Source organism: Pseudonocardia benzenivorans CB1190 (assembly GCF_000196675.2).
GTDB classification, from domain to species: Bacteria; Actinomycetota; Actinomycetes; order Mycobacteriales; family Pseudonocardiaceae; genus Pseudonocardia; species Pseudonocardia benzenivorans.
On the sequence record NC_015312.1, the window covers coordinates 4878551 to 4898240 of the forward strand.

A 19690-nucleotide genomic window follows, 5' to 3' on the forward strand; every position below is an offset into this window, starting at 1 on the left:
CACCGTTACACTGTGACATGTGACGTCCAGTCGTAACAAGCCGGGGGTGTCCACCGTCCGGCTGGACGACGGCGCCGTGCTCGACGCGGCCCGCGCCTGCGTGCTCGACGTCGGCGTCCGGCGCACCACTCTCGCCGACGTCGCGCGCCGCGCAGGAGTCTCCCGGATGTCGCTGTACCGCCGGTGGAGCGGGATCGACGAGCTGGTCGGCGACGTGCTCACCCGCGAGCTGCACACCCTGACCGGCGATGCCCTCGACGGCGACCGCGCGGCGCTCGTGGCCCGCGTCGTCGAGGTCTGCGAGGCGCTGCGCCGGCACGGCCTCGTCCGCAAGATCGTCGACGTCGATCCCGAGCTGCTGCTGCCCTACGTCCTGCGCCGCCGCGGCCGCAGCACCGAGGCGATCGTCGACCGGCTGACCGTCGCGATCCTCGCCGCGCAGGCCGGCGGCACCGTCCGGCAGGGCGACGCCGGGCTGCTGGCCCGGTTCGTGCTGCTCACCGCCCAGTCCTACGTGCTCTCGGCCGGCGCCGTCGCCGCCGACGCACCCGCCGCCGGACTCCCCGGCGAGCTGGCCACGCTCCTCGACGGGTACCTGCGCCCGTGAGCGACGCCGCCGCGCCACCGACGGGCCCCGCGCCCGCCGGGACGTCGCTCAACCGGGCGCGCCGCGAGCGGGAGCTCGCCGCGCTCGCGGGCGGCGAGGTCGTCGACCTGCTCGTCGTCGGGCTCGGGGTGACAGGCGCGGGCGTCGCGCTCGACGCTGCGAGCCGCGGGCTCACCGTCGCCGCGATCGACGCGCACGATCTCGCCTTCGGGACGTCGCGGTGGAGCTCGAAGCTCGTCCACGGCGGGCTGCGCTACCTCGCGTCGGGCCGGGTCGGCGTCGCGTTCGCCAGCATGCGGGAACGCCGGGTGCTGCTGGAGACCGTCGCGCCGCACCTGGTCCGGCCGCTGCCGATGCTGCTGCCGGGCGACGGCAGGCGCGCGCTGCTCACCGGCGCCGGGCTGCGCGGCGCGGAGGTGCTCTCGCGGGCGGCCGGGACCCGGCGCGCCACGCTGCCCGCGCCGCGGCGCATCGGCCCGGCGGAGGCCCGCCTGCTCGTGCCCGCGCTGCGCGACACCGGCGAGGGCGCCTGGCTGTCCTGGGACGGCCAGCTCGTCGACGACGCGCGGCTGGTCGTCGCCCTCGCCCGGACCGCAGCGGGCCTGGGCGCCCGGATCCTCACCCGGTGCCGGGCCGTCACCGTCGCGGCCGACGGTGCGCTGGTGCACGACACCGTCGCCGACGCGCCCGTCCGGCTGCGCGCCCGCGCCGTCGTCAACGCCGCCGGGGTGTGGGCGGGTGGTCTCGTCGACGGGATCACGCTGCGCCCCTCGCGCGGCAGCCACGTCGTGCTGCCCGCCTCCGCCCTCGGCGACCCGCGGGGCGCGCTGACGGTGCCGATCGGCGGCTCGATGTCGCGCTACGCCTTCGCGCTCCCCCAGCCCGGCGGGCTCGTGTACCTGGGGATCACCGACGAGCCCGTCGAGGGCCCGGTCCCCGACGTGCCCGAGCCCACCGAGACCGAGATCGGGTTCCTCCTCGACGTGCTCAACTCCGCGCTCGACACGCCCGTGCGGCGCGACCAGGTGCTCGGCGCCTACGCCGGGCTGCGCCCGCTGCTCGACGACGGGCGCCACAGCGGTGCCGACCTCTCCCGCCGGCACGCCGTGCTGACCTCGCCGTCGGGGGTGGTGACGATCGTCGGCGGCAAGCTGACGACCTACCGCGCCATGGCCGCCGACGCCGTCGACACCGCGGTGAAGGTCCGCACGCTGGCCGCCGGGCCGAGCCGGACCGCGTCGTTGCCGCTGGTCGGTGCGGGTCCGGTCCCGCCGGGTGCGCCGCCGCGGCTCGTCGCGCGGTACGGCTCGGAGGCGGCCGAGGTCCTCGCCTGCGGCGATCCCGAGCCCGTCGCCGACGGGGTGCCGGTCAGCCCGGCCGAGCTGCGGTGGGGTGTGCTGCACGAGGGCGCGCTCGACGTCGACGACCTGCTCGACCGCCGCACCCGCGTCGGCCTCGTCCCGTCCCGCCGCGCCATGGCCGAACCGGCCGCCCGCGCCGCCCTGCGCCCCTGAGGCTCGTCCCGCTCGCCCCTCCGAACGCAGGAACGGCACTTTCCCGCAACTGGGTTGCGGGAAAGTGCCGTTCCTGCAGAGTGAGAGGCGACCGGCGCACACGGCCTGCGGTCGCTCCTGAGGGTCTACGCGGGGAGGACCGCGGACAGCTCGCCCGCCGCGTCGGGGCCGTAGGCGTCGCGCAGGCGCTCCAGCCCGGCGGTGCGGTCGTAGGTCCACTCCTGCGGGCCGTCGGTCTCGAGCACCCAGACGGCGACGAGCGAGCCCAGCTGGGCGGCCCGCTCCAGCGACAGCCCGGCCGCGGTCGCGGCGAGGAAACCGGCGCGGAAGGCGTCGCCGACGCCCGTCGGGTCGACCTTGCCCGTCTCGGGCACGACGCCGACCTTCAGCTCGGTCCCGTCGCGCCCGACGATCTGCACGCCGTTCTCGCCGAGCGTCGTCACCCGGATGTCGACCTGCTCGCGCACCTGCTCGGCGGTCCAGCCGGTCTTGCGCAGCAGCAGCTCGAACTCGTAGTCGTTGGTCAGCAGGTAGCGGGCACCCTCGACGAGGCGGCGGATCTCCGGGCCGTCCATGCGGGCGAGCTGCTGGGACGGGTCGGCGGCGAAGGCGTAGCCGCGCTGGCGGCACTCGTCGGTGTGGCGCAGCATCGCCGCGGGGTCGTTGGCCCCGATGAGGACGAGGTCGATCCCCGCGTTGCGCGCGACGACGGGCGCGAGCTCGATGTCACGGGCCCGCGACATGGCGCCGGCGTAGAACGACGCGATCTGGCACATGTCGTCGTCGGTGGTGCAGACGAAGCGGGCGGTGTGCAGGTCGTCGTGGACGTGGACGCCGGCGGTGTCGACACCGTGGCGCTCCAGCCACGAACGGTAGTCGCCGAAGTCGGACCCGACGGCACCGACCAGCACCGGGGACTGCCCGAGCACGCCGAGCGCGAAGGCGATGTTGCCGGCGACGCCGCCGCGGCGGACCATCAGGTCGTCGACGAGGAAGCTCAGCGAGATGCGCTGGAGCTGTTCGGCGACGAGCTGGTCGGCGAACCTCCCCGGGAAGTGCATGAGGTGGTCGGTGGCGATGGAACCGGTCACGGCGACAGTCACGACGGGTCAGCCTACCCGCTGCACCCGCCGCCGACCGGGCCCACGACGCACGACGGCCCCCGTTCCGCCGAGGCGGAGCGGGGGCCGTCGAGACCGGTCCGTGAACCCGTGCGGCTCAGTTGAACGAGTCGCCGCAGGCGCACGAGCCGCCCGCGTTGGGGTTGTCGATCGTGAAGCCCTGCTTCTCGATGGTGTCGACGAAGTCGATCACCGCGCCCTGCAGGTACGGCGCGCTCATCCGGTCGACGCCCACCTTGAGACCGTGGAAGTCGCGGAACAGGTCGCCGTCGAGGCTGCGGTCGTCGAAGAAGAGCTGGTAGCGCAGGCCCGCACAGCCACCGGGCTGGACGGCGATGCGCAGGTGCATGTCGTCGCGGCCCTCCTGCTCGAGCAGGAGGCGCGCCTTGGTGGCGGCCGCATCGGTCAGCTCGACGCCGTGCGTCTCGGTGGACGCGGGAGCGTCGGTCTGGACGGTGTTCTCGACGGTCATGTCTCTCCCAACACACGCACGGGTCCCACTCATTCCCACCGGATCGCTCCGGTCGCAACCCAGTGTAGGCCCGCACGGGTGCTGGGGCGCGATCCCGGCGCCGCAGGGTGACACGACCCACGCCCGCCCCCGTCGTCGCAGGTCAGCGACTCCACTGGGCGGCGACCCTGGCCGCCAGGGCGGCGAGCGTGCCCTCCGGGTCGGCCATCGAGGCCTCGACGCCACCCGCGTCGTCGGCCACGGAGTACGCGGCGTCGACGCCCGCGGCGGCGGCCTCGCGCCGCCCGACCGACACCTGTCCGGCCAGCACCAGGCACGGCACGCCGCGGTCGGCGGCGGCCTGCGCGACGGTCGTCACGAGCTTGCCGCGCAGCGACTGCCAGTCGAAGCTGCCCTCCCCCGTCACCGCGAGACCCGCACCGTCGCCGGCCAGGCCGTCGAGCGCGGCGTCGAGCCCGACGAGCTCACGCACCAGCCCGGCCCCCGACACCCGCCGGGCGCCCAGCGCGAGCAGCGCGGCACCCATCCCGCCGGCGGCGCCCGCGCCCTGCTCGTCGCGGACGTCGGCGCCCAGTGCGGCGGCCAGCGCCCCCGCGAAGACCGCCAGCGCGGCGTCGAGCTCGGCGACCGTCGCGTCGTCGGCCCCCTTCTGCGGCCCGAACACCGCTGCCGCGCCATGGCGACCGAGCAGCGGGTTGTCGACGTCCGCGGCCGCGACGAGGACCGCCGCGCCGAGGTCCGGGCGGCCCTCCAGACGCGCGCACCGGGCCAGCGCCGCGCCCCCGTCGGGCAGCGGTGTGCCGTCGGCGTCGACGGCCGTGGCGCCGAGCGCCGCGAGCATGCCCGCGCCGCCGTCGGTCGTCGCCGAACCACCGAGTCCGACGACGATCTCGCGCGCGCCGGCGTCGCGGGCCGCGGCGATCAGCTCGCCCACGCCGCGCGTGGTGGCGCGGCGGGCGACGTCGGGGGTGCGGTCGGGCCGCGGCACGTGCTGCAGTCCGCAGGCCGACGCGGACTCGACGTAGGCGACGTCGTCGACCTGCAGCCACGCGCCCTCGACCGGCTCGCCGAGCGGCCCGGTCACCGTCAGCGTGTGCAGCGTCCCGCCGAGCGCGGTGTGCAGCACGTCGAGGAAGCCGGTACCGCCGTCGGCCAGCGGTAACGACAGCACCTCGTCGCCGGGGACGGCCTCGCGCCACCCCCGCGCGATCGCCGCCGCCGCGCCGGACGCGCTCAACGTCCCGCCGAATGAGTCTGGAGCCACCACCACCCGCACGTCACGCAGGCTATCGGCCGTACCCTGTGGGCCGTGAGGTTCCTGCGCCGCTCCGACGAGACCACGGGCAACGACGCCGCCGGTACGGCCGTCGACGCCGCCGACACCGCGCAGGACGTTCCGGACGATCCGCCGGCCAAGGGCCACACCCCCGGCAAGGGCCGGCCGACCCCGAAGCGCCGCGACTCCCAGTCGGCGGCCCGCCGTCCCGCGACGCCGGCGCCCCGCACCCGCAAGGAGGCGTCGGAGTACGCGAAGGCCAACCGGCCCAGCAAGGACGCGCGCCGCGCCGCCGCGGCCGAGCGCCGGGCCCGGATGGACGCGGGCGACGACCGCTACCTGCTGCCGCGCGACCGCGGCCCGGTGCGGGCCTACATCCGCGACGTCATCGACTCGCGGCCGCACCTGATCGGCATGTTCATGCCGCTCGCGGTGCTGGTGCTGGTCGCCGTCGTGCTGCCGATCCCGGCGATCCAGCAGTACCTCAGCCTGTTCTGCCTGCTCGCGCTGATCGTGATGATCGGCGAGGGGGTACTGCTGGGGATGTCGGTCACGCGCAAGGCGCGCGCGAAGTTCCCCTCCGAGGACATCCGTGCGCTGAGCACGTCCTGGTACTGCTTCACGCGCGCGAGCCAGGTGCGCAAGCTGCGGACGCCGAAGCCGCGGGTGCAGCGCGGCGCCACCGTCTGACGGTGTCCGCCACGCTGGTCCTCGGGGGCACCCGGTCGGGCAAGTCGGCGCACGCCGAGGCGCTGCTGCCCGCGGGCGTGCCCGTCCGCTACTGCGCGACGGCCCGGCGCATCCCGGGCGACGCCGACTGGGACGCGCGCATCGCCGCGCACCGCGACCGGCGGCCCGCGCACTGGACGACGGTCGAGGACCCCGATCTCGTCGCCGAGCTCTCCCGGCCCGCGACGCTGCTCGTCGACGACATGGCGACCTGGCTGACCGGTGTCCTCGACGACGCGGGGGCCTGGACCGCTCCCGCGACCCCGGGGCAGGTCGGGGCCGCGGTCGAGGCGCTGGTCGGCGCCGTCGCCACGAGCCCGGGCCGCGCGGTGCTGGTCTCGGCGGAGGTCGGGCTCGGGGTCGTCCCGGAGACCCGCGCCGGCCGACTCTTCCGCGACGAGCTCGGTGCGCTGAACTCGGCGCTCGCCGCGGTGTGCGACGACGTCGTGCTGCTCGTGGCCGGGCTGCCGCTCCGGCTGAAATGACGGCCCGGTAGGAAGACGGCGTGGTCAACTCTGCCGTCGAGGACCTGCCGACCGTGCCCGAGCCGAGCGTCGAGGCGCGCCGCGAGGCCGTCGCGCGCCACGACGCGCTCGCCGTCGCCGTCGGGGGGCTGGGCCGGCTCGCCGAGCTGGGGTGCTGGCTCGCGTCGGTGCAGGGCACCTGCCCGCCGCACGCGCCGCTGCGCCCGCGGGTCGTCGTCGTCGCCGCCGACCACGGGATCGCGGCCGCCGCCGTGTCCGCCTACCCGGCCGGGACGACGGCACTGCAGGTCACGGCCGCACGCGACCGGACGATGCCGGCGGCGGTCGTCGCGCCGGTGGCGTCGGCGTCGGTGCGGATCGTCGACGCCGGGCTCGACGACCCGGGCGCCCCGGACGCCGCCGAGCCGCGCTACCGGGTGCGCCGCGGCAGCGGGCGCATCGACGTCGAGGACGCGCTGACCGAGGACGAGACCGACGCCGCGCTGCGCATCGGCCGCGCGCTCGCCGACGAGGAGGTCGACGCGGGCGCGGACCTGCTGGTCCCGGGCTCGCTCGGGGTCGGCGCGACGACCGCCGCGTCGACGCTCGTCGCGGCCGTCACCGGGATCGAGCCGGTCGCCGTCGTCGGGCGCGGGAGCGGGATCGACGACAACACGTGGATGCGCAAGGCGGCCGCGGTGCGCGACGCGCTGCGCCGGACCCGGCCCGTGCGCCGCGACCCGGTCGGGCTGCTGCGCACCGCCGGCGGCGCCGACATCGCCGTGCTCACGGGGTTCCTGCTGCAGGCCTCGCTGCGGCGGACGCCGGTCCTGCTCGACGGGCTCGTCGTCACCACCGCCGCGCTGCTCGCCGAGCAGCTCGCGCCGGGTGCGCGCCGGTGGTGGCTGGCCGGGCAGCGCTCCCCCGAGCCCGCCGTCGGCCCGCTGCTCGAACGGCTGGCCCTCGAGCCCGTGCTCGACCTCGGGATCCGGCTGGGCGACGGCACGGGTGCGCTGGCCGTCGTCCCGATGCTGCAGATGGCCGCCAGGCTGCTGGCCGACACCGCGCCCCGGGCCTCGGCGGCGACCGGCACGTGACCGCCTGGCGCGGGCTCGCGCTCGCCCTGTCGTGGCTGACGGTGCTGCCGGTCCGCGCCGGCACCGGGAGCGCTCCCGCCGCCGGGGTCGCCGCGGCGGCGATCCGGTGGGCGCCGGTCGTCGGCGCACTGGTCGGCGCGGTGTCGGGGGCGCTCGCCTGGGGCCTGGTCGCCGCCGGGGTGCCGACGCTCGTCGCCGGCCTGCTCGGCGTGGCCGCGGGGGTGCTGGCGACGCGGGGCATGCACGTCGACGGGCTCGCCGACACCGCCGACGGACTCGGCTGCTACGGCCCGCCGGAGCGGGCGCTGGCCGTCATGCGCGACGGCGGCGCCGGCCCGTTCGCGGTGGTGACGCTGCTCGTCGCGCTCGGGGCGCAGGCCGCCGCGCTGGCCGCGGTGGCGCCGCTGGGCCCGGCCGTCGCGACGGCGGCCGGTGCGCTCGCCGCGGCGACGGGCCGGGCGGGTTTCGCCTGGTGCGCGCGCCGCGGGGTGCCGGCGGCCCGACCGGGCGGGCTGGGCGCGTCCGTCGCGGGCTCCCAGCCGTGGTGGGTGGCCGCCGCCTGGTGGGTGCTGCTCGCGGCGGCCGCGGCGCTGCTCGTCCCGGCCCGGTGGCCGGGGGTGCTGGGCGTCGCGGCGGCGGCGGTGCTCGTCGTGGGGCTCTCGGCGCACACCCGCCGGCGGTTCGGCGGCATGACCGGCGACGTGCTCGGCGCCGCGTCCGAGCTCGGCGTCACCGCCGTGCTCGTCGTGCTCTCCGCCGCGCTCTGATCGGGCTGATCGGACGGGCGTGTCAGGCGCGGTACAGCGTCGTCATCCAGGAGTGGGTGTCCGGCGCGACGCCGCGCTGGATGTCGGTGAGCAGCTTGCGCAGCTGCAGCGTGACCGGGCCCGGCTCGCCGTTGCCGACGACGACCTCGCCACCGGGGTGCTTGACCTTGCCGATCGGCGTGATCACCGCGGCGGTCCCGCAGCCGAACACCTCGGTGATCGTCCCGTCGGCGGACCCCTGCAGCCACTCGTCGCCGGAGATCCGGCGCTCGGTGACCTCGCAGCCGATCTCCTTGGCCAGCACCAGCAGCGAGTCGCGGGTGATGCCGGCGAGGATGCTCCCGGTCAGCGAGGGCGTGACGATCTCGGCGTGGTCGCCCGAACCGATGACGAAGAACAGGTTGTTCGAGCCCATCTCGTCGACCCAGCGACGCTCCTCGGCGTCGAGGTAGGCGACCTGCGCACAGCCGTGGGCCGCGCCCTGGGCCTGCGGCAGCAGCGACGCCGCGTAGTTGCCGCCGCACTTCGCGCCACCCGTGCCGCCGAGGGCTGCGCGCGTGTAGTCGGTCGAGAGCCAGACGTCGACGGGCTTCACCCCGCCGGTGAAGTACGGGCCTGCGGGGGCGGCGATCAGCGCGTAGAGGTACTCCGCGGACGGCCGCACCCCCAGCCCGACCTCGGTGGCGAGCATGAACGGCCGCAGGTAGAGCGAGTCCTCGGTGCCGGCCTCGGGCACCCACGCGTGGTCGACGGCCATCAGCTCGCGCAACGACGCGAGGAACAGCTCGTCGGGCAGCTCGGCCATCGCCATCCGGGCCGCCGACGCGCGGAACCGGGCGGCGTTGGCCTCGGGCCGGAACGACGCGACGGACCCGTCGGGCTGGCGGTAGGCCTTGAGCCCCTCGAAGATCTCCTGGCCGTAGTGCAGCACCATCGAGGCGGGGTCGAACGAGAGCGGGCCGTAGGGGACGACGGCCGGGTCGTGCCAGCCACGGCTCTCGGTCCACCGCACGGTGACCATGTGGTCGGTGAAGAACCGGCCGAACCCGGGGTCGGCCAGGATCTCCGCCCGGCGCTCGTCGGACACCGGGGCGGGGTTCATGGTGCGGGTGAAGGCCGTCGCGCTCATGGCAGAACGGTAACCCGCCGGGCAAGCCTGCCCATCGCGTGTCCGAACACCCGGTCGCCGGACGGCGGCGCCCGGTCAGTCGCCGGACGGCCGGGGCCGCGCCGACCACTGCGCGACCATCGTGCACAGCACCCAGCCACCGGCGAGCGCCGCGGCGGTGACCAGCACCGTCGGCAGCGGCAGCAGCACCGCCAGCCCGACGCAGAGCACGAGGCCGAGCGCGGAGAGCCAGGCCGGCCAGTGCCGGCGGGCCCGCGGCAGCCGCAGCGCCGCGACGTCGATCAGCGCATAGTGCACGAGCGTCGCGCACGCGGACAGCGTGATCGCCGCGACCGGTCCCGCGAACAGCGCCACGACGAGGGCCAGCACCGCGCCCGCGAGGTCGGCGACCCACGGCGTCGACCGGCTGCCGACCTTGGTGAACACCCGCGGCAGCTCGCCCTGCGAGGCCATCTCCCGCATCGTCCGGCCGGTCACGACCAGCACCGACAGCAGCGCGGCGCCCGACGCCACGGCCGCCCCGATCCGGACCAGCACACCGAGTGCCGGCGCCTGCCCGGTGTCGACCAGCGCGACCAGCGGCGCGTGCTCGGCCGCGACCCGGTCGGCGCCCAGCCCGACGAGCAGCGCGCCCGCCACCGCCACGTAGGTGAGCGTGAGGATCGTGAAGACGATGACCATGGAGCGGCGCAGGGAACGCTCGGGATCGCGCAGCTCCTCGCCGATCGTCGCGACGCGCGAGTACCCGGCGAACGCGAAGAAGACGAGCCCGGCGGCCGTCACGACGCCGACGGGCCCCGTGATCACCTGCACCGGGACCGGGGTGTCGCTGACCGGGGACGCGGACACGCCCGTCGACCCACCGGGGCCCAGCAGCCCGACGACGACCACCACCGCGAGCACCGCCAGGGTGCCGCCGACGAGCAGCCACGCGGTGCCCGGCGACCAGCGCACGCCCGACACCGTGAGCGCACCCACCACCGCGATCACCACGACCGCGCAGATCAAGGGCTGCGCGGGCAGCACGTACGTGCCGAACACCCCCGCCGCCGCGGCGGCCGAGGACACCTTGCCGACGAGTGACGCCACCCCGGCGAGCCGGCCGACCCCCGGCGAGAGCTGCTCGCGCGTGTAGACGTGCCCGCCGCCGCTCTCCGGGTGCGCGACCGCGAGATCGGCCGCGGACGCCGCGTTGCACAGTGCGGTGACCGCTGCGAGGGCCACCGCGAGCAGCAGCCACCGCCCCGCCGCAGCCGCGGCCGGGGAGAACACCGCGAAGACACCGGCGCCCAGCATCGCCGCCAGACCGAGGGCGACCGCGTCGGCGGTTCCGAGGCGCCGGGTCAGAGACGACAACACGCCCACAGCCTTGCATCCGGGCCCGTCCGGCCGGGCCCCGTCGAGGTGTCATTAGCATTTCGAAGCGGTCTCACGTCGCCCCACGTGCGGGCCGCGGCACCGTCGCCGGCCCGGCACCCGGTCGGCCCCTCTCTCGCGACAAGGAGCCCCGTGACCACCGAACTGCGCACCAGCACCGCCTCCGCCGCCGAGGTCGAGGCCGACGCCGTCGTCGTCGGGCTGCTGCCCGGGTCCGGCGACGCCGGACCGTCGCTCGCCGCGGGTGCCGAGGCCGTCGCGGCCGCGTTCGGCGACGGCGACGAGCTCGTCACCGAGCTGGCGCTCGTCGGGGCGACGGGCAAGGCCGAGGAGGTCGTGCGGCTGGCCGCGCGCGGGGCCGTCGCCGCACCCGTCGTCGTCGGGGTCGGGCTGGGCAGGCCCGGCGCGGACGGGGCGCCCGACGCCGAGCAGGTGCGCCGGGCTGCGGGGGCGGTGAGCCGCACGCTGGCGGGCACCGGGCACGTCGCGAGCACCCTGGGCGCGATCGACCTCGCGGCCGCCGCGGAGGGCGCGCTGCTCGGGGCGTACACGTTCCAGGAGTACCGCGGCGGCGACGGCGGTACGCGTCCCGTCGGGAAGATCACCTTGCTGACCGGTCCCGACGCCGACGGCGCCGAGGAGACGGCGACGACCGCCGCGGCCGTCGCGGGCGCCGTCGCCACCGCGCGCGACCTCGTCAACACCCCGCCCAACGACCTGTTCCCCGACTCGTTCGCGCGCCGGGCCCGCGAGCTCGGCGAGGCGGCCGGGCTCGAGGTCGAGGTGCTCGACGACGCCGCGCTCGCCGAAGGCGGCTACGGCGGCATCCTCGGTGTCGGGCAGGGCTCGTCGCGCAAGCCGCGGCTGGTGCGGCTGTCCTGGGCGGGCGGCGACTCGCCCCGGGCGAAGGTCGCCCTCGTCGGCAAGGGGATCACGTTCGACACCGGCGGCATCTCGATCAAGCCCGCTGCGGGCATGGACCACATGACCTCGGACATGTCCGGCGCCGCGGCCGTCGTCGCGACGACGGTGCTCGCCGCCCGGCTCGACCTGCCCGTCGCGGTCACCGCGACCGTGCCGATGGCCGAGAACATGCCCAGCGACACCGCCTACCGCCCCGGCGACGTGCTGCGGATGTACGGCGGCAAGACCGTCGAGGTGCTCAACACCGACGCCGAGGGCCGGCTGATCCTGGCCGACGCGATCGTCCGCGCCGCCGAGGACGACCCCGACTACCTCGTCGAGACCTCGACGCTGACCGGCGCGCAGATGGTCGCGCTCGGCACCCGCACCGCCGGGATCATGGGCTCCGACGCGTTCCGCGACCGCGTCGCCGCGCACGCCCGGACCACCGGCGAGGGCGGCTGGGCGATGCCGCTGCCCGAGCACCTGCGCCCGGAACTCGACTCGCGGATCGCCGACCTCGCCAACGTCACCGGCGCCCGGTGGGGCGGCATGCTCGCGGCCGGGATCTTCCTGGGCGAGTTCGTGCCCGAAGGGCTCCAGTGGGCGCACGTCGACATCGCGGGCCCGGCGTTCAACACCGGCGGCGCGTGGGGCTACACCGGCAAGGGCGGCACCGGCGTGCCCGTCCGCACGCTGTGGGCGCTGCTCACCGACATCGCCGAGAACGGCTGAGAACGGCTGAGAACGCCCGGCGGTCACCGCTGCGGGTCGTCGCGATCCTGCAGGTCGGCACGGCGGCGACGCTCGCGCAGCACCCGCTCGCGGGCGTCGTGGTCGCGCATCCGCTGCGGGTAGCCGACGAGCTGCACGTCGTAGACCGGGATCCGCAGCGACCGCCCCAGCTTGCGGGCGGCCTGCGGGCCGGCGACCCGCCGCCGCGTCCAGGAACCGTCGGAGGCGACCATCACCACGGTCGTGTCGGTCACAGTGGTCCTCGGCTCGACGAACGCCTCGACGCCGTGGTGGGCCGCCGCCCACGCCCGCAGATGTGCTTCCTCCGCCTCCGGGATGTGCCGGCCCCCGCGCACGCGCCGCGCCCCCCGCAGCCTGTTGACCAGGCCCATCGCGTCACCTCCGCCCGACGGCCCCGGCGCCCGCCCTCGCGGGCCCGGATCACGCCGCCGCTGTGCTGCCTCACGCGTCCAACGGAGCGGGGCGGTGATTTTCTCCCGGCGGCCCTGCCCCCACCGCGGCGTCGCCGAATGACAAGATGAGCGCGCCTGTGGCGCGAGACCCGCGCCCAGCACCTCGAGGAGGAGCCGAACGTGTCCGAGCGCAACGCCGACCTGGTCGTTCTCGGAGGAGGGTCCGGCGGCTACGCCGCCGCGCTGCGCGCCGCCGAGCTGGGCATGTCCGTCGTGCTGGTCGAGAAGGACAAGCTGGGCGGCACGTGCCTGCACCGCGGCTGCATCCCGACCAAGGCCCTGCTGCACGCCGCCGAGGTCGCCGACGCCGCGGCCGAGGGCTCCAAGATCGGTGTCCGGTCCACGTTCGACGGTGTCGACATGGCCGGCGTCAACTCCTACAAGGACGGTGTCGTCGGCAGGCTCTACAAGGGACTGCAGGGGCTGGTGAAGTCCCGCAGGATCGAGCTGGTGCAGGGCACGGGCACGTTCGTCGCGCCCAACGCGGTCGACGTGGCCGTCGACGGCGCGGTGGACCGCTACGTGGGCCGCAACGTCGTGCTCGCGACGGGGTCCTACGCACGCAGCCTCCCCGACCTCGAGATCGGCGGCCGGATCATCACCTCCGACCAGGCGCTGACCCTCGAGGAGGCCCCGAAACGGGTCGTCGTGCTCGGCGGCGGCGTGATCGGGGTCGAGTTCGCCAGCGTGTGGCGGTCGTTCGGGGCGGAGGTCACCGTCGTCGAGGCGCTGCCGCGGCTGGTCCCCAACGAGGACGAGTTCTCCTCGAAGCTCCTCGAGCGCGCGTTCCGCAAGCGCAAGATCGCCTTCAAGACCGGGGTCCGGTTCACCGGCGCCAAGCAGGACGACAACGGGGTGACCGTCAGCCTCGAGTCCGGCGAGGAGATCGAGGCCGACCTGCTGCTCGTCGCCGTCGGCCGCGGCCCCAACACCACCGGCCACGGATACGAGGAGGCCGGGGTCCGGATGGAGCGCGGCTTCGTCCTCACCGACGACCGCCTGCGCACCAACCTGGACGGCGTCTACGCCGTCGGCGACATCGTCCCCGGCCTGCAGCTGGCCCACCGCGGGTTCGCGCAGGGCATCTTCGTCGCCGAGGACATCGCCGGCCTCGCTCCCGCCCCGATCGACGAGGCCGGCATCCCGCGGGTCACCTACTGCGAGCCGGAGGTCGCCTCGGTCGGGCTGACCGAGGAGCAGGCCCGCGAGCGCCACGGCGAGGTGCAGACGCTGACCTACGACCTCGGCGGCAACGGCAAGTCCCAGATCCTGCAGACGTCGGGCGCGATCAAGCTGGTCAAGGCCGGCCCCGCCGGCACCCCGGGCCTGGTCGTCGGGCTGCACATGGTCGGTGCCCGGGTGGGTGAGCTGATCGGGGAGGCGCAGCTGATCTACAACTGGGATGCTCAGGCCGAGGACGTCGCCGCGCTGATCCACGCCCACCCGACCCAGAACGAAGCACTCGGCGAGGCCCACCTCGCCCTCGCCGGCAAGCCGCTGCACACCCACGGCTGACGGCTGCCGACACCCGCACACGACGCGACACGCACAAGAGGAGCTCCGACCCGCCATGGCCTTCTCCGTCCAGATGCCCGCCCTCGGTGAGAGCGTCACCGAGGGCACGGTCACCCGCTGGCTCAAGCAGGAGGGCGACCGGGTCGAGGTCGACGAGCCACTGCTGGAGGTCTCGACCGACAAGGTCGACACCGAGATCCCGTCGCCCGCGGCCGGCGTCCTGCAGCGCATCGTCGCCGCCGAGGACGAGACCGTCGAGGTCGGCGCCGAGCTGGCTGTGATCGGTGACGCCGACGAGGCGGCCGGTGGCGGGTCCGACTCCGGCGGCGGCGCGGGCACCGCGCAGGCCGAGCCCGAGCCCGCCGCCGAGCCCGAGCCCGAGCCGGCCGCGCAGGCCGAGCCCGCCGCGACGGCCGAGCCGGAGCCGGCGGCCGCGTCGTCCGGGTCGGGCTCGGGCGGCTCCGGCGGCGGGTCCCCCGTCTCGATGCCGGAGCTGGGCGAGAGCGTCACCGAGGGCACGGTCACCCGCTGGCTCAAGCAGGTCGGCGACACCGTCGAGGTCGACGAGCCGCTCGTGGAGATCTCGACCGACAAGGTCGACACCGAGATCCCCTCGCCGCTCGCGGGGACCCTGCTGGAGATCACCGTCGGCGAGGACGAGACGGTCGAGGTGGGTGCGCAGCTCGCCCTGATCGGCGACGGCTCGGCCGCCGCCGCCGCCCCGTCCGCTCCCGCCGAGAAGCCGCAGGAGGCCCCCGCACAGGAGACGAAGGCGGAGGAGCCCGCGCAGCAGGCCCCGGCGCAGCAGGCCGCCCCGGCGGAGCCCGAGCCGGCCGCGACGCAGGACGCGCCCCGGCAGAGCGAACCGGCCGCGAGCAGCAGCAACGGGAGCGACAACGGCGATGCGGCCGGTGGCGACCGCATCCCCTACGTGACCCCGCTCGTGCGCAAGCTCGCCGCGGAGAACGACGTCGACCTGGCGACGCTGCAGGGCAGCGGCGTCGGCGGCCGCATCCGCAAGCAGGACGTGCTGGCCGCCGCCGAGAAGGCCGCGGAGAAGGCCGCCCCGGCGGCTCCCGCGCCGGCCCCGGCCGCCCCCGCCGCTCCCGCACAGCCGGCCGCGAGCGGCGCGCCGCGCACCCCGACGGCGGTCCCGCAGCGTGCCGACGGCGCGCCCCAGCCGGGCACCACCGTCAAGATGCCGCGGCTGCGCCAGGTCATCGCGCAGCGGATGCGCGAGTCGCTCGCCGTCTCGGCCCAGCTGACGACGGTGCAGGAGGTCGACGTCACCCGCGTCGCCAAGCTGCGCGCCGCGGCGAAGGCCGAGTTCGAGGCCCGCGAGGGCGTCAAGCTCACGTACCTCCCGTTCTTCGCCAAGGCCACCATCGAGGCGCTGCGGGCGTTCCCGCAGGTCAACGCGTCGATCAACGAGGAGACCAAGGAGGTGACCTACCACGGCGCCGTGCACCTGGCGATCGCGGTCGACACCCCCCGCGGCCTGCTCGTCCCGGTGATCAAGAACGCCGAGGAGCTCAACATCGCGGGCCTGGCCCGGCACATCGCCGACGTGGCCGCCCGCACCCGGGCCAACAAGATCGGTCCCGACGAGCTGTCCGGCGGCACGTTCACGATCACCAACATCGGCAGCGCGGGCGCCCTGTTCGACACCCCGATCATCAACCAGCCGCAGGTCGCGATCCTGGGCACCGGGGCGATCGTCAAGGAGCCCAAGGTCGTCGCGGGCGCGGACGGCGAGGACGTCATCGCCATCCGCTCGGTCTGCTACCTGCCGCTGACCTACGACCACCGCCTCGTCGACGGTGCCGACGCCGGCCGCTTCGTCAGCGCCGTCAAGGCCCGCCTCGAGGAGGGCGCGTTCGAGTCCGACCTGGGCCTGTAGGCATCGACGGTCCGGCGGCCCCCGGCGGGCCGCCGGGCCGCTCCGGTCGCGGGCCGCGGTGGGCTCGGGAAGGATCACGGGCGTGCGCGTGGTCGTCGCCGGTTCGTCCGGTCTCATCGGTACCAGCCTGGTGTCCGCGTTGCGCGCGGCCGGGCACGACGTCGTACGGCTCGTGCGGCGGGCTCCGTCGGCCCCCGACGAGCGCGGCTGGGACCCACCCGCCGGCCGCATCGACGACGGCACGTTCGACGGTGCCGACGCCGTGGTCAACCTGGGCGGGGTCGGGATCGGCGACCGCCCCTGGAGCGGCTCGCGCAAGCAGGCGATCCGCGACAGCCGCAACGTCCCGACCGAGGTGCTCGCCCGCGCCGTCGCCGAGCACGGCGTCCCGACGCTGGTCAGCGGGTCGGCCGTCGGCTACTACGGCGACGCGGGCGACCGCGCCGTCACCGAGTCCGCGCCGTCGGGTGGCGGCTTCCTCGCCGACGTCTGCCGTGACTGGGAGGCGGCCACCGCGCCCGCGTCCGAGGCGGGCGCACGCGTGGTGCTGCTGCGCACCGGGCTGGTGCTGTCGCGGTCGGGTGGGCTGCTCGCTCCGATGAAGGTGGTGTGGCGGCTCTGTCTCGGCGCCCGGCTGGGCACCGGGCGGCAGTACATGTCGTGGGTCTCCCTCGACGACGAGGTCGGCGCGATCGTGTTCGCGATCGAGCACCCGGAGCTGTCCGGGCCCGTCAACGTCACCGGGCCGACGCCCGTCACCAACCGGGAGCTGACGCGTACGCTCGCCAAGGCCCTCGGGCGCCCGGCGCCGTTCGCCGTGCCGGCCGTCGTGATCCGCTCCGTGCTCGGCGAGATGGGCGAGGAGATGCTGCTGTTCGGGCAGCGGGCCGTGCCGAAGGCACTGCTCGACGCGGGCTTCCGGCACCGGCACGACACAGTGACCGAGGCCCTCGCCGCGGCGGTCTGACGGACCCCCCGCTGACGTACTGTGGGGCCATGTCCGACACGCTGATCTCGGTCCCCACCACCACCCGCAGCTGCCGCGCCGGCACGGGTCCCGTGCAGACCGAGGTCATCGAGCGGATCGGCTACCTCGAGGCGTGGGACCGCCAGCGCGAGCACGCCGCGGCCCGCCGCGAGGGCACCGGCCCCGACGTGCTGATGCTGCTGGAGCACGACTCGGTGTACACCGCGGGCAGGCGGACGCGCCCGTCCGACCGACCCACCGACGGCACCCCGGTCATCGACGTCGACCGCGGCGGCCTGATCACCTGGCACGGCCCGGGCCAGCTCGTCGGCTACCCGATCATCGCGCTGACCGAGCCGCTCGACGTCGTCGACTACGTGCGCCGGCTGGAGGAGGCCCTGATCCGGGTCTGCCACCAGCTCGGTCTGACCTCCGCCGGCCGCGTCGCCGGCCGCAGCGGGGTGTGGCTGCCCGCCGAGGGCGGCCGTCCTGAGCGCAAGGTGGCCGCGATCGGCGTCCGCGTCCAGGGCGGGGTCACCCTGCACGGGTTCTCCGTCAACTGCGACGCCGACCTCTCCGCCTTCGACAAGATCGTCCCGTGCGGGATCAGCGACGCGGGCGTCACGTCGCTGTCGCTGGAGCTGGGCCGGCGGGTGTCGGTCGCGGAGGTCCGCGGCCTCGCCCACGACGCCGTCCTCGCCGCGCTGGAGGGCACCCTCCCGGTCGTCGAGCACGTCGTCGAACGACCGGCGGCGCCCGCCGGCATCGACCTGCGGCTGGACCCCCGGCTGCGCTGACCGTCCCCGGTCGACCCCGCCCGAGCAGTGCGGCGGTTTACCGCTCGTGGTTCCCGCTCCCGGCCGGGGGCGGTGTGTCGGGCGACGCGCCGCCGGCGGCCGCCGGGCCCGTGTCCCCGGCTGCCGGCGCCGTCCCGCTCCCGGCGACCGCGCTGATCGCCGACCGGAGCCGGAACGCCCAGACCACGACGACGATGCCGAACACGAGTGCGTAGATCCCGGCGATCCACAGCAGGCTGACGAGACCGATCTTCGGCCACACCAGCAGCAGGATGCCGAACACGATGCTCAGGATCCCGGCCGCGAGCATCCAGCCCCAGGTCGTGGACCCGTTGCGGCGCATCGCCAGCGACTCGGAGATCTGGGCGATGCCGTTGACGATGCTCCAGAACGCGATCACGAACAGGATCGCCAGCACCGTCACGCCGGGCCACACGAACGCGACGATGCCCGCCGCGACCGAGATCACGCCCTGCACGACGTGCCAGCCCCAGTGGTTGTCCTGGGACCGGTGCCGGATGCCGGCGACGACGGCGGTGATGCCGTCGAGCACCGCGTAGATGCCGAACACGAACACGAGCGCGAGCAGCGCCGTGCCGGGCGTGAACAACAGGATGAGTCCGAAGAGGATCCCCAGGATCCCCCTGAGCAGCACGAGCCACCACACGCCGCGCGCGATCGACTCCACACCGGACACAGCGCTGGATCCAGGGACCGTCATGCGAGCAGAACGTACCCGACCGCGCCCGCCGGGCCAGCCCCCGAAAGGGGACCGCTCACCCCAGCTGGGGCACGACCTCCGTCGCGACGAGCTCGATCTGGTCGAGGTCGTTCAGGTCGAGCAGCTGTAGGTAGACACGGGAGATTCCGGTCTGCTCGCGCCACCGCCCGAGCCGGTCGACCGCCTCGGCGGGCGAGCCCGCGAGCCCCTCGGCACGCACCTGCGCCTCGTCGCGCCCGATCATCAGCGCCCGCGCGGCGACCTCGGCGTCGGTCCGCCCGACGCAGACGGTCAGCGCGATGGACCGCACGATCTCACCGGGATCCCGGTCGATCTCGGCGCAGGCCGCCGCCACCCGCTCGAACTGCGTCGAGACGAGGTCCGGGGCCGCGAAGGGCACGTTGAACTCGTCGGCGTAGCGGGCCGCGAGAGCGGGCGTCCGGGTGGCGCCGCGGCCACCGATGACGACCGGCGGGCGGGGCTGCTGCACCGGCTTGGGCAGCGCGGGCGAGTCGACGACGGTGTAGTGCTTGCCGGAGAAGGAGAACCGGTCTCCGGGCAACGTCTCCCACAGCCCGGTGACGACCGCGAGCTGCTCGGCGAAGCGGTCGAAGCGCTCCCCGAGCGACGGGAACTCCAGCCCGTAGGCGAGGTGCTCGGCCTCGAACCAGCCGGTGCCCAGGCCCAGCTCGACGCGCCCGCCGGACATCCGGTCGACCTGCGACACCGAGATCGCCAGCGGGCCGGGGTGGCGGAACGTCGCGGCGGTGACCAGCGTCCCGAGCCGGATGCGCGAGGTCTCCCTCGCGAGGCCGGCGAGCGTGATCCAGGCGTCGGTCGGGCCGGGCTCACCGCTGACGTCGCCCATGGCGAGGTAGTGGTCGGAGCGGAAGAAGGCGTCGTAGCCGGCGTCCTCGGCGGCCCGCGCGACGCGCAGCAGGTCGTCGTAGTCGGCACCCTGCTGCGGCTCGGTGAAGATCCGGAAGTCCACGGCGTCAACGCTAGCCCCGCGCGGCGCGGGCCGCCGAGGCCGTCCGCGCGACGGTCCGTGGTCGTCCGTGCAGCTCCGGGCAGCACTCAGGGCAGCACTCAGGGCAGCGCCGTGCCGAGATCGCGCGGCGTAACC

19 protein-coding genes are annotated in these 19690 nt (G+C 75.5%); 11 read left to right on the plus strand and 8 right to left on the minus strand.

Annotated features, from left to right (window positions below):
• The first annotated feature begins 19 nt into the window (after positions 1-19).
• Together PSED_RS22890 and PSED_RS22895 are read left to right on the plus strand one after the other, a co-directional pair.
• Positions 20-607 carry a TetR/AcrR family transcriptional regulator gene (locus tag PSED_RS22890; protein ID WP_199796708.1) on the plus strand — a complete coding sequence of 196 codons (588 nt, stop codon included), beginning with the start codon at positions 20-22 and terminating at the stop codon, positions 605-607.
• Positions 604-2121 (plus strand): glycerol-3-phosphate dehydrogenase/oxidase, encoded by a 1518-nt coding sequence (locus PSED_RS22895; RefSeq protein ID WP_013676618.1) that lies wholly within the window; start codon positions 604-606, stop codon positions 2119-2121. Before PSED_RS22890 ends, PSED_RS22895 begins: the two co-directional genes overlap by 4 nt.
• Before the next feature lie 125 nt (positions 2122-2246).
• On the opposite strand, the gene PSED_RS22900 is transcribed toward PSED_RS22895, so the two are convergent.
• The 3 genes from PSED_RS22900 to PSED_RS22910 form a co-directional block, all read right to left on the minus strand.
• A complete protein-coding gene (locus PSED_RS22900; RefSeq protein ID WP_086002816.1) occupies positions 2247-3182 on the minus strand; it encodes a carbohydrate kinase family protein in 936 nt (311 codons plus the stop codon).
• 157 nt (positions 3183-3339) lie between these two features.
• On the minus strand, positions 3340-3714 hold the full coding sequence (locus PSED_RS22905) for a HesB/IscA family protein (RefSeq protein WP_013676620.1): 375 nt from the start codon (positions 3712-3714) through the stop codon (positions 3340-3342).
• A gap of 142 nt (positions 3715-3856) precedes the next feature.
• On the minus strand, positions 3857-4978 hold the full coding sequence (locus tag PSED_RS22910) for a glycerate kinase family protein (protein WP_233899122.1): 1122 nt from the start codon (positions 4976-4978) through the stop codon (positions 3857-3859).
• 45 nt (positions 4979-5023) lie between these two features.
• Here PSED_RS22910 and PSED_RS22915 point away from each other — a divergent pair, with 45 nt between their 5' ends.
• The 4 genes from PSED_RS22915 to PSED_RS22930 are packed head-to-tail and all read left to right on the plus strand — an operon-like array spanning position 5024 to position 8047.
• A complete protein-coding gene (locus tag PSED_RS22915; RefSeq protein WP_013676622.1) occupies positions 5024-5680 on the plus strand; it encodes a DUF3043 domain-containing protein in 657 nt (218 codons plus the stop codon).
• Positions 5681-5682: 2 nt separating this feature from the next.
• Complete coding sequence (locus PSED_RS22920) at positions 5683-6204, plus strand: bifunctional adenosylcobinamide kinase/adenosylcobinamide-phosphate guanylyltransferase (RefSeq protein WP_013676623.1); 522 nt, start codon at positions 5683-5685, stop codon at positions 6202-6204.
• 20 nt (positions 6205-6224) lie between these two features.
• A complete protein-coding gene (locus PSED_RS22925) occupies positions 6225-7280 on the plus strand; it encodes a nicotinate-nucleotide--dimethylbenzimidazole phosphoribosyltransferase (protein ID WP_013676624.1) in 1056 nt (351 codons plus the stop codon).
• Positions 7277-8047 (plus strand): adenosylcobinamide-GDP ribazoletransferase, encoded by a 771-nt coding sequence (locus PSED_RS22930; RefSeq protein WP_013676625.1) that lies wholly within the window; start codon positions 7277-7279, stop codon positions 8045-8047. The genes PSED_RS22925 and PSED_RS22930 overlap by 4 nt, the downstream gene beginning before the upstream one ends.
• Positions 8048-8069: 22 nt before the next feature.
• On the opposite strand, the gene PSED_RS22935 is transcribed toward PSED_RS22930, so the two are convergent.
• Both PSED_RS22935 and PSED_RS22940 read right to left on the minus strand, forming a co-directional pair.
• Positions 8070-9176 carry a branched-chain amino acid aminotransferase gene (locus PSED_RS22935; protein WP_013676626.1) on the minus strand — a complete coding sequence of 369 codons (1107 nt, stop codon included), beginning with the start codon at positions 9174-9176 and terminating at the stop codon, positions 8070-8072.
• Between the two features lie 75 nt (positions 9177-9251).
• Positions 9252-10535, minus strand: a complete 1284-nt coding sequence (locus PSED_RS22940) for an APC family permease (protein ID WP_132975654.1) — start codon at positions 10533-10535, stop codon at positions 9252-9254.
• 150 nt (positions 10536-10685) lie between these two features.
• On the opposite strand from PSED_RS22940, the gene PSED_RS22945 reads away from it, so the two are divergent.
• Complete coding sequence (locus PSED_RS22945; protein ID WP_013676628.1) at positions 10686-12191, plus strand: leucyl aminopeptidase; 1506 nt, start codon at positions 10686-10688, stop codon at positions 12189-12191.
• Between the two features lie 23 nt (positions 12192-12214).
• Here PSED_RS22945 and PSED_RS22950 read toward each other — a convergent pair whose 3' ends face one another.
• Complete coding sequence (locus tag PSED_RS22950) at positions 12215-12583, minus strand: hypothetical protein (RefSeq protein ID WP_013676629.1); 369 nt, start codon at positions 12581-12583, stop codon at positions 12215-12217.
• A 201-nt stretch (positions 12584-12784) separates the two neighbouring features.
• Here PSED_RS22950 and lpdA point away from each other — a divergent pair, with 201 nt between their 5' ends.
• The 4 genes from lpdA to lipB all read left to right on the plus strand — a co-directional run bounded on the left by lpdA (position 12785) and on the right by lipB (position 17843).
• Positions 12785-14179, plus strand: a complete 1395-nt coding sequence (gene lpdA / locus PSED_RS22955; RefSeq protein WP_013676630.1) for a dihydrolipoyl dehydrogenase — start codon at positions 12785-12787, stop codon at positions 14177-14179.
• A gap of 55 nt (positions 14180-14234) precedes the next feature.
• Positions 14235-16079: a 2-oxoglutarate dehydrogenase, E2 component, dihydrolipoamide succinyltransferase gene (gene sucB / locus PSED_RS22960; protein WP_013676631.1), complete on the plus strand. Its 1845-nt coding sequence runs from the start codon at positions 14235-14237 to the stop codon at positions 16077-16079.
• A gap of 82 nt (positions 16080-16161) precedes the next feature.
• Positions 16162-17046, plus strand: a complete 885-nt coding sequence (locus tag PSED_RS22965) for a TIGR01777 family oxidoreductase (RefSeq protein ID WP_013676632.1) — start codon at positions 16162-16164, stop codon at positions 17044-17046.
• 29 nt (positions 17047-17075) lie between these two features.
• Positions 17076-17843, plus strand: coding sequence for a lipoyl(octanoyl) transferase LipB (gene lipB, locus PSED_RS22970; RefSeq protein WP_013676633.1), 768 nt, complete (start codon positions 17076-17078; stop codon positions 17841-17843).
• 37 nt (positions 17844-17880) lie between these two features.
• Here lipB and PSED_RS22975 read toward each other — a convergent pair whose 3' ends face one another.
• Positions 17881-18564 carry an HdeD family acid-resistance protein gene (locus PSED_RS22975; protein WP_143770580.1) on the minus strand — a complete coding sequence of 228 codons (684 nt, stop codon included), beginning with the start codon at positions 18562-18564 and terminating at the stop codon, positions 17881-17883.
• 55 nt (positions 18565-18619) lie between these two features.
• Positions 18620-19555, minus strand: a complete 936-nt coding sequence (locus PSED_RS22980; protein ID WP_013676635.1) for an LLM class F420-dependent oxidoreductase — start codon at positions 19553-19555, stop codon at positions 18620-18622.
• Positions 19556-19690: the final 135 nt, after the last annotated feature.